At 71.4% G+C, this 14,324-nt stretch carries 15 protein-coding genes; 11 read left to right on the top strand and 4 right to left on the bottom strand.

Going from position 1 to position 14,324, the window contains the following annotated elements; all coding sequences use genetic code 11:
- Nucleotides 1-97: 97 nt before the first annotated feature.
- The 4 genes from MQN93_RS14815 to MQN93_RS14800 all read left to right on the top strand — a co-directional run bounded on the left by MQN93_RS14815 (nucleotide 98) and on the right by MQN93_RS14800 (nucleotide 4,032).
- Nucleotides 98-784, top strand: a complete 687-nt coding sequence (locus MQN93_RS14815; RefSeq protein WP_016436351.1) for an LPXTG cell wall anchor domain-containing protein — start codon at nucleotides 98-100, stop codon at nucleotides 782-784.
- A 31-nt stretch (nucleotides 785-815) separates the two neighbouring features.
- Nucleotides 816-1,649 (top strand): hypothetical protein, encoded by an 834-nt coding sequence (locus tag MQN93_RS14810; protein ID WP_242709841.1) that lies wholly within the window; start codon nucleotides 816-818, stop codon nucleotides 1,647-1,649.
- Nucleotides 1,650-1,663: 14 nt separating this feature from the next.
- A complete protein-coding gene (locus tag MQN93_RS14805) occupies nucleotides 1,664-2,728 on the top strand; it encodes a hypothetical protein (RefSeq protein WP_278190829.1) in 1,065 nt (354 codons plus the stop codon).
- A 62-nt stretch (nucleotides 2,729-2,790) separates the two neighbouring features.
- Nucleotides 2,791-4,032 carry a hypothetical protein gene (locus tag MQN93_RS14800; RefSeq protein ID WP_242710159.1) on the top strand — a complete coding sequence of 414 codons (1,242 nt, stop codon included), beginning with the start codon at nucleotides 2,791-2,793 and terminating at the stop codon, nucleotides 4,030-4,032.
- A gap of 110 nt (nucleotides 4,033-4,142) precedes the next feature.
- On the opposite strand, the gene MQN93_RS14795 is transcribed toward MQN93_RS14800, so the two are convergent.
- Nucleotides 4,143-5,681 (bottom strand): peptide MFS transporter, encoded by a 1,539-nt coding sequence (locus tag MQN93_RS14795; RefSeq protein ID WP_016436347.1) that lies wholly within the window; start codon nucleotides 5,679-5,681, stop codon nucleotides 4,143-4,145.
- 297 nt (nucleotides 5,682-5,978) lie between these two features.
- Here MQN93_RS14795 and MQN93_RS14790 point away from each other — a divergent pair, with 297 nt between their 5' ends.
- On the top strand, nucleotides 5,979-6,656 hold the full coding sequence (locus tag MQN93_RS14790) for a response regulator transcription factor (protein ID WP_016436346.1): 678 nt from the start codon (nucleotides 5,979-5,981) through the stop codon (nucleotides 6,654-6,656).
- A gap of 35 nt (nucleotides 6,657-6,691) precedes the next feature.
- A complete protein-coding gene (locus MQN93_RS14785; RefSeq protein WP_016436345.1) occupies nucleotides 6,692-7,966 on the top strand; it encodes a sensor histidine kinase in 1,275 nt (424 codons plus the stop codon).
- A 33-nt stretch (nucleotides 7,967-7,999) separates the two neighbouring features.
- Here MQN93_RS14785 and MQN93_RS14780 read toward each other — a convergent pair whose 3' ends face one another.
- On the bottom strand, nucleotides 8,000-8,554 hold the full coding sequence (locus MQN93_RS14780) for a GtrA family protein (protein ID WP_242709839.1): 555 nt from the start codon (nucleotides 8,552-8,554) through the stop codon (nucleotides 8,000-8,002).
- A 216-nt stretch (nucleotides 8,555-8,770) separates the two neighbouring features.
- On the opposite strand from MQN93_RS14780, the gene MQN93_RS14775 reads away from it, so the two are divergent.
- From MQN93_RS14775 to MQN93_RS14760, 4 genes are all read left to right on the top strand, one after another.
- A complete protein-coding gene (locus MQN93_RS14775) occupies nucleotides 8,771-9,910 on the top strand; it encodes a 5-(carboxyamino)imidazole ribonucleotide synthase (protein WP_242709838.1) in 1,140 nt (379 codons plus the stop codon).
- On the top strand, nucleotides 9,907-10,434 hold the full coding sequence (gene purE, locus MQN93_RS14770) for a 5-(carboxyamino)imidazole ribonucleotide mutase (protein WP_234024451.1): 528 nt from the start codon (nucleotides 9,907-9,909) through the stop codon (nucleotides 10,432-10,434). Before MQN93_RS14775 ends, purE begins: the two co-directional genes overlap by 4 nt.
- 5 nt (nucleotides 10,435-10,439) lie before the next feature.
- Nucleotides 10,440-11,624, top strand: a complete 1,185-nt coding sequence (locus MQN93_RS14765; RefSeq protein ID WP_016436341.1) for a dipeptidase — start codon at nucleotides 10,440-10,442, stop codon at nucleotides 11,622-11,624.
- Between the two features lie 130 nt (nucleotides 11,625-11,754).
- A complete protein-coding gene (locus MQN93_RS14760; RefSeq protein WP_016436340.1) occupies nucleotides 11,755-12,861 on the top strand; it encodes a dipeptidase in 1,107 nt (368 codons plus the stop codon).
- An 18-nt stretch (nucleotides 12,862-12,879) separates the two neighbouring features.
- On the opposite strand, the gene MQN93_RS14755 is transcribed toward MQN93_RS14760, so the two are convergent.
- Complete coding sequence (locus MQN93_RS14755) at nucleotides 12,880-13,266, bottom strand: VOC family protein (RefSeq protein WP_016436339.1); 387 nt, start codon at nucleotides 13,264-13,266, stop codon at nucleotides 12,880-12,882.
- 19 nt (nucleotides 13,267-13,285) lie between these two features.
- Entirely contained in the window at nucleotides 13,286-13,645 is a 360-nt protein-coding gene (locus MQN93_RS14750; RefSeq protein WP_016436338.1) for a VOC family protein, read from the bottom strand.
- A gap of 88 nt (nucleotides 13,646-13,733) precedes the next feature.
- Here MQN93_RS14750 and MQN93_RS14745 point away from each other — a divergent pair, with 88 nt between their 5' ends.
- On the top strand, nucleotides 13,734-14,234 hold the full coding sequence (locus MQN93_RS14745) for a CGNR zinc finger domain-containing protein (RefSeq protein WP_016436337.1): 501 nt from the start codon (nucleotides 13,734-13,736) through the stop codon (nucleotides 14,232-14,234).
- Nucleotides 14,235-14,324: the final 90 nt, after the last annotated feature.

Raw genomic sequence — 14,324 nt, 5'->3', positions numbered from 1 at the left:
CTCCGGCGCGCACCGTCTCTTCCCTCCGCAGGACCCCGGGCGTACCTTGACGGCCAAATCTGATGTGCCGTCAGGAACTCGCAGAGGGAGCGGAACCGTGTCGTACCGGAAACGAACCGCCGCACTCGCGTCCGCCGCGGCCCTGGCCGGCTCCGCGGTGCTGCTCGCCGCCCCCGCCGCCGAGGCCAAGGTCGTCGACGTCGACTACCAGTGCAAGACCCCGATCGGCAACAAGAGCGCCGTCTCGCCCATCGACATCAAGGGCGTCAAGAGCGGCAGCGGCTACAAGCTCACCATGTCCTGGCAGAAGGGCGTCTCCTCCAGCCCGGTCGAGCTGGGCAAGGGCGCGATGAACCCGAGCGCCGTCATCAAGGTGGGCGGCGCCGACAGCGGCACCGTGAACGTCAGCGGGCCCGCCAACCAGGCGGCCATCCCGGCCAACACCCCCATCAAGATCAGCGACTTGACGGGCACGTACACACCGAAGAAGTCCGGCAGCGTCACCTTCACACCGGGCGTGCTCACCATCAAGGCGCTGGGCACCACCACCACGTGCACGCCCTCCAACAGCCCCGGCCCGGCACTGACGCTGGACGTGACGGCGGCGAGTGGCGGCTCCTCGGGCGGCACCAGCCAGAGCGGCAGCGAGTCGGGCGCCTCCCTCCCGCAGACCGGCCCCGCCGACTCCGCGGTCGCCCTCGGCACGCTCGGCGGCACGGTGCTCCTCGCGGGCGCGGCGGGCGCGCTGTGGATCACGCGGAGGAACCAGCAGGCCGGCCGCTGAACCACCGCCCCACGATCGCTGGAGCCGCCGGATGTCGCCCGCCGCCCGTGTCCTGTTCGCCTCGGCCTCCCTGCTGCTGGTGCTGGGTGCCGCCCCGTCGGCGCGCGCCGACGGCGGCTGGTCCCTCGCGCCGTCCGGTACCGGCCGGTCGCTCGTCTACGCCGAGGGCGCGCCGGGCGCGGTCCTGCAGGACACGGTGTCCGTGACCAACCGCGGCGCGCGGGCGGTCACCGTACGGCTGAGCGGCAGCGGCGTGGCGGTCACCTTCGCCGAGAGCCGGGTACGGGTGCCGGCCCGCACCCGCGCCGACGTCCCGTTCACTCTGAGCGCGCGCGACGACCGCACCGGCTCGATCGTCGCCCGCGGCAGCGACGGCCGCACGGCCACGGTCCCGGTCCGGCTGCGGGTCGGCGGACCGGCCCTGTCGGCGCTGACCGTCGAGCAGATCTCCGTACGGCGCGACGGCATCGCGTACGAGCTGGTCAACCGCGGTACGACCACCCTCGTACCGCGGCTGGCCGTGCACGCGGACGGCCTATTCGGACCGGTGCTCGACCGCGGCCCGCGCACCCTGCCGGTACACCTCGCGCCCGGCCGCCGCATGCGGCTCACCGAGCCCTGGCGCGACCGGCCCGCCCTGGACTCGGTGCGGGTGCGGCTCACCGTGACGGCGGCGGGCGGCGCGCACGACACGGCCGCCTCGTCGGCACGGTTCGTGCCCTGGGGCGCGGTGACCGGGGCCGCGGGGACGGCGGCGGCCGGGGCAGCGCTGCTTCTCGTACGACGTCGCAGGCGCCGTACGCCCGAGGAAGCGGGACCCGAATCCCCGCGTACGGAAGTCGAGTTGACGGGAGCGGTGACGTGACGGGCAAGGTGCGCATGGCGGCGCTGCTGACGGTGCTCGCCCTGCTGTTGCTGCCCCTTTCGACGGGGACGGCCACGGCGGACGGGCCGAGCGTGAAGCTGTCCAAGTCCCAGGCGGGGACGGGTGGTTCGATCACCGTCAGGGGCAGCGGCTGGCGGTCGCACGCGCTGCTGATGCTGCTGATCTGCGGGCAGTCCGTGCCCTCGCGCGGTGTCATCGGCGGCACCAACTCCTGTGCCAACGCCGACGGCAGGGCCGTCACCACCGACGCCAAGGGCCGCTTCAGCAAGGAACTGCCGGTGGCCGAGCCGCCGGTGCCCTGCCCGTGCGTGGTGCACGTGGCCACCGTGACCGGCGCCAAGGCCGACGCCGACGCGATCTTCCAGGTGGCCGGGCACGCGGTCGAGCCGCTGCCCGCCGAATCGGCCGGCGGCCGGCTGACGGTCCTCACCGACACCCGGCTCGACGGTTCGAGCGGACTGCTCACCTGGTTCGGCGCACCGCCCTCGCGCACCCTGGTCTTCACCGTCGGCAACGTCGGCACGACCGCGATCAAGAACCCGGTCTTCCAGATCGGCACCTCCCACGGCGTGTTCGCCCCGCAGTGGGAGGACCAGCAGTGGCGCGGCACCATCGCGCCCGGCAAGAAGGCGCAGATGAAGCTGCCCGTCGAGCTCACCGCGGGCGCGCACGGCGACTACACCGTCTCGCTCAAGTACTCCGGGAAGGTGCTCGCCGAGCAGCCCTGGGGCGTGAGCCGCCCCTGGGGCGTGACCGTGTTCTGGATCCTGGTCTGCCTGGTGGTCCCGGCCGCGGTGTTCCGCGCCGGGATGGCGGTCGTGGACCGGGTACGGCCGCGGCGCGCCGGAGGCATCCGGCACCGCGGGCTGCGCATGCCCGAACTGACCCTGCATCTGCCGAAGTTCACCTCCCGGGCGCCACAGGCGCCCTCCTCTGCTTCGACCCTGCCGTGGTTCACCCCGGACTCCGATCCGGGGGGCGCGGACGGTCGGCTCTCCGCACCGCACGACGACAGCCCGACGAGTCGTACGACTCCCACCAGGAAGGGACCCACGTGAGAAAGCGAAGGAGAGTCACACCGGCCGGTCCGGGCAGGCTCGGCGCGGCAGGTGCCGCGCTGGTGCTCGGCGGCGCGGGCGCCCTGCTGGGGCTGACCGCCGGGCCCGCGCAGGCCGCGGAGGTGTCGTTCGCGACGCACTGCGTGCCGCCCGCGGGCATCGATCCCGTCGACGGCACCACCAAGGTCGAGATCACCGCGCCGGCGACGGCCAAGGTGGGCGACACGGTGGACGTCGTATGGAAGTTCGTCCAGGCCGCCTCCAAGAACCCGGACATCATCGACCTGCCCGCCGACTCGGTGCAGCCGTCCGGGACTCTCAAGGCGGCCGGTGCGCAGGCCGCGTCGATCGCGATGCAGGGGGAGCGCAAGAACCCGGCCATCCCCAAGGGCGCCGCGATGGTGCTGTCCGACATGAAGGGCACCCTGAAGCTGACGGCGCCCGGCGAGGTCACCCTCACCCCGGACGCGTACACCGTCAACGCCATGTCGACGGACACGAAGTGCACGCCGACCGAGACGGTGCAGAAGGCGGCGACGATCGAGGTGTCGCCGGGCGACGGCGGCTCGTCGAGCACGCCGCCCGACCCCACGGACTCGGCCTCGCAGCCGTCGTCCCCCTCGGCCCCGGAGCCGTCCGACCCGTCGGCGTCCGCCAGTGACGGCACCGGCAGCGAGCAGAGCGACTTCACGGGCAAGGAGGTCGACATCCCCTACACCTGCCAGTCGCCCATCGGCGAGAAGAAGGCGACCTCGCCCATCCAGATCAACGCCAAGAAGAACGGCGGCAGTTACGACCTCACCGTGCAGTTCAAGAAGTCGGTGATGGACAGCCCGGCCGACATCCCCAAGGACTCGGTCAAGCCGTCGATGGAGGTCGTCCTGGGCGGTGCGGACAAGGGCTCGGTGCATGTCGAGGGCCCGACCAACTCCGAGGACATCAAGTCCGGCGACCCGATCGAGATCCCGGATCTGACCGGCACCTACAAGCCGGGCGCCGACGGCAGCTCGACCCTGTCCCCGGGCGTCCTGACCATCAACGCCCTGGGCACGACCACCACCTGCAAGCCCGACAAGACGGAGGTCTCCCTCACCCTGGACACCTCCGCCCAGGCGAGCGGCGCCTCGGGCGGCGGCTCCTCCACATCGGGCGGCGGCACCTCGTCGTCATCCTCGAACGGCGGCCTCGCAGCCACGGGTTCGGACGACCACGGCGCCCTGAAGGCCCTGGGCCTGGTGGCAGGCACGGCGGTCCTGCTGGGCGGAGCGGTCTTCACCTTCATGCCGAAACGAAGGGTGCGCTGAAACGCCCTCAGGGGCGCGGGGAACTGCGCGCCCAGCCACCCCCCGATCCGCAGCCGAAAGGGCCGCCGCACCCACCTAGTGGTGCAGCGGCCCTTTCGATGAAGCAGACCTCAGCGCACGTCCCCCATAAGAGACTTCACCTTGCGCCGGTACATCCACACCGCGAACCCGGCAAGCGCCGCGAGAGCCGCCTCCCCGAACACGGCAGCGGTCCCGCTGAGATCCACCCCCGCGATCGCCGGGTTGGACAGCAGGCTCGTGATGGAGTCGCCCGCGGTGACCGCGAGGAACCACACGCCCATCATCTGCGAGGCGTACTTGGCGGGAGCCATCTTGGTCGTCACCGAGAGGCCGACCGGCGACAGGCACAGCTCGCCGACGGTCTGGATGAAGTAGATGCCCACCAGCCACATCGGGCTGACCGCGGTGCCGTTCGCCGCCATGGCGAGCGGGATCAGGAAGAAGAAGAACGAGACGCCGATCAGCACCAGGCCCATCGAGAACTTCACGATGGTGCTGGGCTCCTTGTCCTTGCGGTTCAGCCAGACCCACACCCAGGCGAAGACCGGGGCCAGCGCCATGATGAACAGCGGGTTCAGCGACTGGTACCAGGAGGTCGGGAAGTCGAAGCCGAGCAGGGACGTCGACGCCTTGCCCTCACCGAAGGCCTGGACGGTGGACGCGCCCTGGTCGTAGATCATCCAGAACACGGCGGCCGCGACGAAGAACCAGATGTAGCCGGTCATTTTCGACTGCTCGGTGGACGTCAGCTCCTTGTCCCGCTTGATGCGCAGCAGCACACCCGCCGGGATGACCAGACCGATGACGGTGAGCGGGATCATCGCCCAGTTCAGCGTGAAGTGACCGGTGAAGCCGACGACGCCGTAGAAGACCGTAGCCGCGATCACCCAGAGCAGGCCCTTGCGCAGCCAGGACGCGCGCTCCTCGGCCGCCAGCGGCTTCGGGACGACGCTGGACTGCGGGCTCAGATTGCGGGTGCCGAGCAGGAACGCGGCCAGACCGATCGCCATGCCGACCGCGGCCATGCCGAAGCCGAGGTGCCAGCTGACCTTCTGGCCGACGGTGCCGATGGCCAGCGGGGCGAAGAAGGCACCGACGTTGATGCCCATGTAGAAGATCGTGAAGCCACCGTCGCGGCGCGGGTCGTCCGGGCCGTCGTAGAGGTGGCCCACCATCGTGGAGATGTTGGCCTTGAGCAGACCGGAACCGGCCGCGACCAGCGCCAGACCCGCGAAGAACGGTGCCTGACCGCCGGGCAGCGCCAGCGTGAGGTGACCCGCCATGATCGTGACGGCCGCGATGGCCACCGTCTTGCGGGGGCCCCAGACGCGGTCGCCGAGCCAGCCGCCCGGCATGGCGAGCAGATACACCATGGCCGAGTAGACGGACACGATCACCGTGGTGGTGGCCACGTCCATGGCCAGACCGCCGCCCATGCTGCCCTTGCCGGCGTCGACGCCGCCGGACAGCAGATAGACGGTGAGCAGGGCCTTCATGCCGTAGTAGGAGAACCGCTCCCACATCTCGGTCATGAAGAGGGTGGCCAGGCCGCGGGGGTGGCCGAAGAAGGTCTTCTCGGAGCCGGGGGTGCCCGGGCGGACCGAGTCCTTCGTCAAGCTGGACGCCATGGGTCGTTCCTTGCTGGTGGGGGTTTACCGCACACAAAAGAGACCTTCAGCGTCAAGTGGTCGCCAAAGGTCCCCGCAGTGCTACAGGCGTGCAGTCACCATACGGCAGGACACTGCCGGATATGGAAGGACCTGAGACGCGGATCACAGGTGAACGCGGAACCCGGCACGCGGTTTCCAAGGTCTCTACCAGGATCGCACCCCATAGACACAGGTTCGCCCCGCCGCCGTCAAAGGTAAGAATCACGCGCACCGATCACACCCCAGCACCTGTCGGGAGCGGACTACCATCACCTCATGACCCGTGTACTGCTCGCCGAGGACGACGCGTCCATCTCGGAGCCGCTGGCCCGCGCTCTGCGCAGGGAAGGTTACGAGGTCGAGGTGCGCGAGGACGGACCCACCGCGCTCGACGCCGGAATGCAGGGCGGCGTCGATCTGGTCGTGCTCGATCTCGGCCTGCCCGGCATGGACGGCCTCGAGGTGGCCCGCCGGCTGCGCGCCGAGGGGCACGCCGTGCCGATCCTCATCCTGACCGCGCGGGCCGACGAGGTGGACACCGTCGTCGGCCTCGACGCCGGAGCCGACGACTACGTCACCAAGCCGTTCCGGCTCGCCGAACTCCTCGCCCGCGTCCGGGCCCTGCTGCGGCGCGGTGCCGCCGAGCCCGCGCAGCCGCCCGCGACGCACGGCGTGCGCATCGACGTGGAGTCGCACCGCGCATGGATGGGCGACGAGGAACTCCAGTTGACCGCCAAGGAGTTCGACCTGTTGCGGGTCCTGGTGCGGGACGCCGGCCGGGTCGTCACCCGGGACCAGCTGATGCGCGAGGTCTGGGACACCACCTGGTGGTCGTCGACCAAGACGCTCGACATGCACATCTCCTGGCTGCGCAAGAAGCTCGGCGACGACGCGGCGAACCCCCGGTACATCGCCACCGTGCGTGGCGTCGGCTTCCGGTTCGAGAAGAGCTGAGCCACCACCCGTAGGCCGACCCAGGTACTGAGGACATGCGCCGCCGCCTGATCCAGTCCACGCTCGCCGTGGTGCTCGTCGTGATCGCTGTCTTCGGCGTGTCCCTCGTCATCGTCGAGACACGCACGATCAGCAACAGCGCCCAGGAGCGGGTGAGCTCCGAGGCGCAGCGGCTGGCCAGCATCGTGGACAGCCGGCTCATCGGCGCGGGCGCCGTCAGCGCCGACGTCCTCGAAAGGCAGGTCACCGGTGATCGCTACGCCGTGATCCGGGTCCCGGGACAGCCGGTCATCGAGGTCGGCACCAAACCCGAGGGCGAGGTCATCCGCGGCCGGGCCACGGGCGAGGAGGGCGAGCAGGTCACCGTCGAGGAGCCGCACTCGACCGTGAGCCGCGAGGTCGGCCGCACCCTGCTGATCATCGGCCTGGTCGCGCTGCTCGCCGTGGTGGCCGCCGTGGTGCTGGCGATCCGCCAGGCCAACCGGCTCGCCTCACCGCTCACCGACCTCGCCGAGACCGCCGAACGCCTCGGCTCCGGCGACCCGCGCCCCCGCCACAAGCGCTACGGCGTCCCGGAGCTGGACCGCGTCGCGGACGTCCTGGACGGCTCCGCCGAACGCATCGCCCGGATGCTCACCGCCGAGCGGCGGCTGGCCGCCGACGCCTCCCACCAGCTGCGCACCCCGCTGACCGCGCTGTCGATGCGGCTCGAGGAGATCACCCTCACCGACGACCCGGACACGGTGAAGGAGGAGGCCAATGTCGCGCTCACCCAGGTCGAGCGGCTGACGGACGTGGTGGAGCGGCTGCTCACCAACTCCCGCGACCCCCGGGCCGGCAACGCCGTCACCTTCGACCTCGACGAGGTCATCCAGCAGCAGCTCGCCGAGTGGCGCCCCGCCTACCGCAGCGCGGGCCGGGCGATCGTGAGCTCCGGCAAGCGGCATCTGCAGGCGGTCGGCACGCCGGGCGCGGTCGCCCAGGTGCTGGCCGCGCTGATCGAGAACTCCCTGATGCACGGCGGGGGCACGGTCGCGCTGCGCACCCGCGTGACCGGCAACCAGGCGGTCGTCGAGGTGACCGACGAGGGGTCCGGTGTCCCGGCCGACCTGGGCGCGCGGATCTTCGAGCGCACCATCAGCGGCCGCAACTCGACGGGCATCGGGCTGGCCGTGGCGCGCGACCTCGCGGAGGCGGACGGCGGACGGCTGGAGATGCTGCAGACGCAGCCGCCCGTCTTCGGCCTGTTCCTGTCCCGCACACCGCCGCTGAAGCGGTCGCAGACGGACGACGAGCCGACGGTCAGGTGACGCCGGGCCGCGAAGGGACAGGCGCGTGCGGCCTCAGCTGACCCGCTGCTTCGCCTTCGGCTGCTCGACCACGTTCTTGGCCCCGGTCTTGGTCCCGGTCGTGACCTCGGTCTGCACCTCGGCCTCCTCCAGGAACGATTCCGCGTCCGGGAGCGCCTCACGGGCGGGCAGCGCACGGAACACCCAGGAGCGGTAGGACCAGAACCGGAACAGCGTGCCGAGCCCGATGCCGACGACCTTGAAGATGTTGCGCTGCAGCGAGCTGTCCCAGCCGAAGCCGTAGATCGCGGCGTACAGCACGCCGTTCTCGATCACCAGGCCGACGGCGCTGAACGCCAGGAACAGCGAGAGTTCCCTGGTCCGCGCGCTCTTGTCGCGGTCCCGGTAGGTGAAGTAGCGAAAGCCCAGATAGTTGACGCAGATGGCGACGACGGTGGCGATCACATTGGCCCGCACCGCCTGCAGGCTGGTCAGATGCCACAGCATGTTGGAGACGCCGAAGTTCACCACCGTGCCGAGCGCACCCACCGCACCGAACTTGGCGATCTCATGTGCGAGCCTTCGCAGCCCTGAGGAACCCTGTTCCATGGTCCTGAAGGCCCCCGTCCGGTAGGTGCGTGGTCGTTCGCGTCAACTCAGCCATGCTAACCACCACCCTTCATAAACTCCTGTGGATGCGCTCACGGGTCGGAAACAGGTCGCAAAGAACACGGGAAGAGTGGCAAACGTCCGGATAGAACCCGGTAAGAGCTGCGGCAAACGGCCGGAAACGGGTGGCGCCGGCGCGGCCGATACCCTGGGTGCGTGACGTTCCCGGTAGTCGGCATGGTCGGCGGGGGCCAGCTCGCTCGTATGACACACGAAGCAGGCATCCCGCTGGGCATCCAGTTCAAGCTCCTCAGTGACACCCCTCAGGATTCCGCGGCGCAGGTCGTCGGCGATGTCGTCGTGGGCGACTACCGCGACCTCGACACGCTGCGCGCGTTCGCGAGGGGCTGTGACGTGATCACCTTCGACCACGAGCATGTGCCCACCGAGCACCTGCGGGCCCTGGAGGCGGACGGCATCCCCGTGCGCCCCGGCCCTGACGCGCTGGTGCACGCCCAGGACAAGGGCGTGATGCGCGCGCGGCTCGACGCGCTCGGCATCCCGTGCCCACGGCACCGGATCGTGAGCGACCCGGCCGACGTGGCCGCCTTCGCGGCCGAGGGCGACGGGTTCCCCGTGGTCCTCAAGACCGTCCGCGGCGGCTACGACGGCAAGGGCGTGTGGGTCGTCGACTCCGCCGAGGAGGCCGCCGACCCGTTCCGGGCGGGCGTGCCCGTCCTCGCCGAGGAGAAGGTCGACTACGTCCGCGAACTCGCCGCCAACGTGGTCCGCTCCCCGCACGGCCAGGCCGTCGCCTACCCGGTCGTCGAGTCCCGGCAGGTCAACGGCGTCTGCGACACCGTGATCGCACCGGCCCCCGGCCTGGACGAGTCCCTGGCGCTGCGGGCCGAGGAGATGGCCCTGACCATCGCCAAGGAGCTGGGCGTCGTCGGTCATCTCGCCGTCGAGCTGTTCGAGACCCGCGACGGACGCATCCTCGTCAACGAACTGGCGATGCGCCCGCACAACAGCGGCCACTGGAGCCAGGACGGCGCGATCACCAGCCAGTTCGCCAACCACGTCCGCGCGGTCCTCGACCTGCCCCTCGGCGACCCCCGCCCGCGCGCGAGGTGGACGGTCATGGTCAACGTCCTCGGCGGCGACTACCCGGACATGTACTCCGCGTATCTGCACTGCATGGCGCGCGACCCCCAGCTGAAGATCCACATGTACGGCAAGGACGTGAAGCCGGGCCGCAAGGTGGGCCACGTCAACACTTACGGCGAGGACCTGGACGACGTGCTGGAGCGCGCCCGTCACGCAGCCGGCTACCTGAGAGGCACCATCACAGAATGAGCCCTGTTGTAGGCATCGTCATGGGGTCGGACTCCGACTGGCCCGTCATGGAGGCCGCCGCCCAGGCCCTCGACGAGTTCGAGATCGACTACGAGGTGGACGTCGTCTCCGCGCACCGCATGCCGCGCGAGATGATCTCCTACGGCGAGCAGGCCGCCGAGCGCGGACTGAAGGTGATCATCGCGGGTGCGGGCGGCGCGGCCCACCTCCCGGGCATGCTGGCCTCCGTGACCCCGCTGCCGGTGATCGGCGTGCCCGTGCCGCTGAAGTACCTGGACGGCATGGACTCCCTCCTGTCGATCGTGCAGATGCCGGCCGGCGTCCCCGTCGCGACCGTCTCCGTCGCCGGCGCCCGCAACGCCGGACTGCTCGCGGCCCGTATCCTCGCCGCCCACGACGAGGACCTGCTGGCCCGCATGCGCGAGTTCCAGCAGGAGCTGAACGACCAGGCCACCGAGAAGGGCAAGCGCCTGCGGTCCAAGGTCGAGGGCTCGGGCGGCTTCGGCTTCGGCTCGGGGAAGTGACGCGGATGACCTCGCTGGAGGAGGCCCGCTCGCTGCTGCGCGAGTTCCCGGTCGTCGACGGGCACAACGACCTGCCCTGGGCGCTGCGCAAGACCGGCTACGACCTCGACGCCCGGGACATCGCCCAGCACCAGAACGCCCATCTGCACACCGACATCCCGCGGCTGCGTGAGGGCGGCGTCGGTGCGCAGTACTGGTCGGTGTACGTCCGCTCGGACCTGCCGGACGCGGTGCCGGCGACGCTCGAACAGATCGACTGCGTACGGCAGTTGCTGGCGCGTCATCCGGCGGACCTGGCGCCCGCGCTGACCGCCGCCGACATGGAGCGGGCCCGGCAGGACGGCCGTATCGCCTCGCTCATGGGGGCCGAGGGCGGCCACTCCATCAACTGCTCGCTCGGCACCCTGCGCGGGCTGTACGAGCTGGGCGTGCGCTACATGACGCTCACCCACAACGACAACAACCCCTGGGCGGACTCGGCGACCGACGAGCCGAACGTCGGCGGGCTGTCCGCGTTCGGGCGCGAGGTCGTGCGGGAGATGAACCGGCTCGGCATGCTCGTCGACCTCTCGCACGTGGCGGCGACGACGATGCGCGACGCGCTCGACGCCACGTCCGCGCCGGTGATCTTCTCCCACTCCTCGGCGCGCGCCGTGTGCGACCACCCCCGCAACATCCCGGACGACGTCCTGGAGCGCCTCCCCGGCAACGGCGGCGTCGCGATGGTGACGTTCGTGCCGAAGTTCGTGCTGCAGGCCGCCGTGGACTGGACGGCCGCGGCCGACGAGAACCTGCGCGCGCACGGCTTCCACCACCTGGACACCAGCGAGGAGGCGATGAAGCTCCACCGCGCCTTCGAGGAGCGCACCCCGCGCCCGGTCGCCACGGTCGCGACGGTCGCCGACCACCTGGACCACATGCGCGAGGTCGCCGGCGTCGACCACCTCGGCATCGGCGGCGACTACGACGGCACGGCCTTCACCCCCGACGGCCTCGGCGACGTCTCCGGCTATCCCAACCTCATCGCCGAACTGCTGGACCGCGGCTGGTCGAAGGCCGACCTGGCCAAGGTGACCTGGCAGAACTCGGTACGGGTGCTGGGCGCGGCCGAGGACGTGGCACGCGAGCTGCAGGCGACCCGCCCGGTGTCCAACGCCACGATCGAGTCGCTGGACGGCCGCGAGGGCTGAGCCGGGCGGCCCGGAAGTCCTGAGAGGTGCGGCGTACGCCCGAACGCCGCACCCACCAGGAAGCCCCCGCGCCGCCGTGCGACGGTGAGCCGTACCCCCCTGGGGAAGAACACGAGGTACGGAGCGCGCCATGGCAGACCTCCAGGACGAACTGCACACCACCGGTGGACTCGACGCGGTGCCCGACCTCTTCGAGGACGAGCCCCGCGCACCGGTCTCCGATCCGGACGGCACCCAGCTGGAGCGCGCCCGCGCCATCCTCACGGCCCACCCCGTGGCCGACGGCTACAGCGGACTGCCGTGGGCCCTGAGGCATCTGCACTGGTACGACCTGGAGCTCGGCGAGAGCTCCGTCGACACGGACGTGCCGCGGCTGCGCGCGGGCCACGTCGGTGCGCTGTTCTGGTCGCTGCACCTGCCGGAGGGCATCGTGCGGGACCGTGCCGTCGGCGCGACCCTGGAGCAGCTGGACCTGGTCAAGAGCGTCGTGGGGGCGCACCCCGACGGCCTGCGGCTGGTGTGCACGGCGGGGCAGGCCACCGACGCCCGGCACTGCGGCCGCATCGCCGTCCTGCTCGGCCCCGCCCAGGCCGCCGCCCTCGACGACTCCCTCGGTGTGCTGCGCGCCCTGCACTCGCTCGGCCTGCGGGTCCTGACGCTGTCCGGGGTGTCCTGGGCGGGCGAGACGGGGCTCACCCGGTTCGGCGAGGAGGTGGTGCGCGAGATGAACCGGCTCGGTGTCCTCGCCGACCTCTCCGGCGCCTCCACGGACACCGTCGCCCGCGTCCTCGCGGTCTCCCGGGCTCCGGTGCTGTTCACCCGCTCCGCAGCCCGCGCCCTGCGCCCCCACCCGGCCAACCTCCCCGACGACCTGCTCGCCGGACTCGGCGCCGCCAAGGGCCTGTGCATGGTGCCGCTCACCCCGGAGCAGACGGGGCCGTCCGTGCGGGCGGTCGCCGACCATCTCGACCATGTGCGCGAGGTGGCGGGACCGGAGTGCGTCGGCCTGTCCGGCACCTTCGACGCCGGCACCGCCCACCCCCAGGACCTCGCCGACGCCTCCCGCTATCCGCACCTCATCGCCGAACTGCTGCACCGCGGCTGGACCGAGTCCCACATCGCCCTGCTCACCTGGGGCAATGTCCAACGCGTCCTGCGCGGCGCCGACTTCACCGCCCGCGCGGCCCAGCAACGCCGCCGGCCGTCGACGGCGAACATCGCCGACCTGGACGGCTGAGGCGGCCCCGGCCCCTGCCTACGGTTCCTCGATCCGGCACAGGCAGAACGGGTGGCCGGCCGGGTCGGCGTAGACCTGGAAGTCCTTCTTCTCGCGGTCCTCCAGGTCCAGCGGGCGGGCGCCCAGCGCCAGCACCTTCTCGTGCGCCGCGTCGATCTCCTGCCAGGTGGAGCCGGCGTCGAAGTCGACGTGGAACTGCTGCGAGCGGTCCGGGCGGGGCCACTCGGGCGGGGTGAAGCCCTCCGCCCGCTGGAAGGCCGGCCGCGGCCCGTCCGGGACGCGGAGCACGACCCAGTCGTCGTCCTCCGCCTGAGGGGTGCCGCCGCCGACCGCGGCGTAGAACCCGGCGAGCGCGAGCGGATCGGGGCAGTCGATCACGACGGAGCGGAAGCGGGCGACGGGCATGGTGTCCTCCTGGATCGCGTCAGCAGGCGCAGAGGCAGAACGGGTGCCCAGCCGGGTCGGCGTACACGCGGAAGGTGCGTGAGCGGTCGTCGGTGTCCAGGGGTTTCGCGCCGAGGGCGAGGACGCCTTCCTCGGCCGCGTCCAGGTCGTCGACGGTCAGGTCCAGATGGAACTGCTGCGAGCGGTCCGGGGCGGGCCACTCCGGCGCCACATGGCCGGGGGCGGCCTGGAAGGCCAGCGCGCGGCCGTCGGGGGTGGTGAGGTCCGCCCACCCGTCCTCCGTCTCGACGGTGCCGCCCAGGATCCCGGCGTAGAACCCGGCCAGCGCGCCCGGGTCGGGACAGTCCAGGACGACGGCGCCCAGTTTGGCGAGAGCCATGACTTCCTCCTCGAGTGCGGTTACCCATAGAAGTCGGTAACCGGTAACGGTTACTGCATACTGGCGCATTGGAGGTAACGTCGCAAGCATGAGTGAGAGATCCGCCGCACCCGGCGGTCTGGCCCTCGTCGAGTCGCTGGTGAACACGCTGGACGTGGAGACGGGCGCCGACGCGCTGGACACGGCGGAGGGCCGGGCGCCCTTCGGACTCGCTCCGGACGAGCTGGAGCAGGCCCGCGAGCTGCGCGAGTCGCTGCGCGCGGCGCTGCTCGCCCATGCCGGCCACCCGCCGCACCGCGCGGTGACCCCGCTGGGCGAGCTGCTCGCGCGGGCACCGCTGGTGGTGACGGTCGACCAACGCGACGGCACGGCCGCCCTCGCCCCCGCGGACCACGGCCCCCTGCTCTCCCGCGTCGCGGCCGCCGTCGCCGGCGCCCTGGTCGAGGGCACCTGGGCCCGCCTCAAGGCCTGCGAGGCCGTCACCTGCCACTGGGCGTACTACGACCGCAGCCCGGCGGGCCGCGGCCGCTGGTGCTCGATGCAGGTGTGCGGGGCGCGCGAGAAGATGCGCCGCTACCGCGCGAAGTAGTTCCCCCGCGGCCTCACAGGCGGGTGGTGCAGAATGCAACGAGACGCCGGTTCGGCCGACTGAGCCTCGGCCGAACCGGCGTCGTCCCGT

The organism is Streptomyces spinosisporus (genome assembly GCF_022698145.1).
Lineage (GTDB): Bacteria > Actinomycetota > Actinomycetes > Streptomycetales > Streptomycetaceae > Streptomyces > Streptomyces spinosisporus.
Note: the sequence above shows the minus strand (reverse complement) of the source record. Positions and strands in the feature narration are given on the sequence as shown.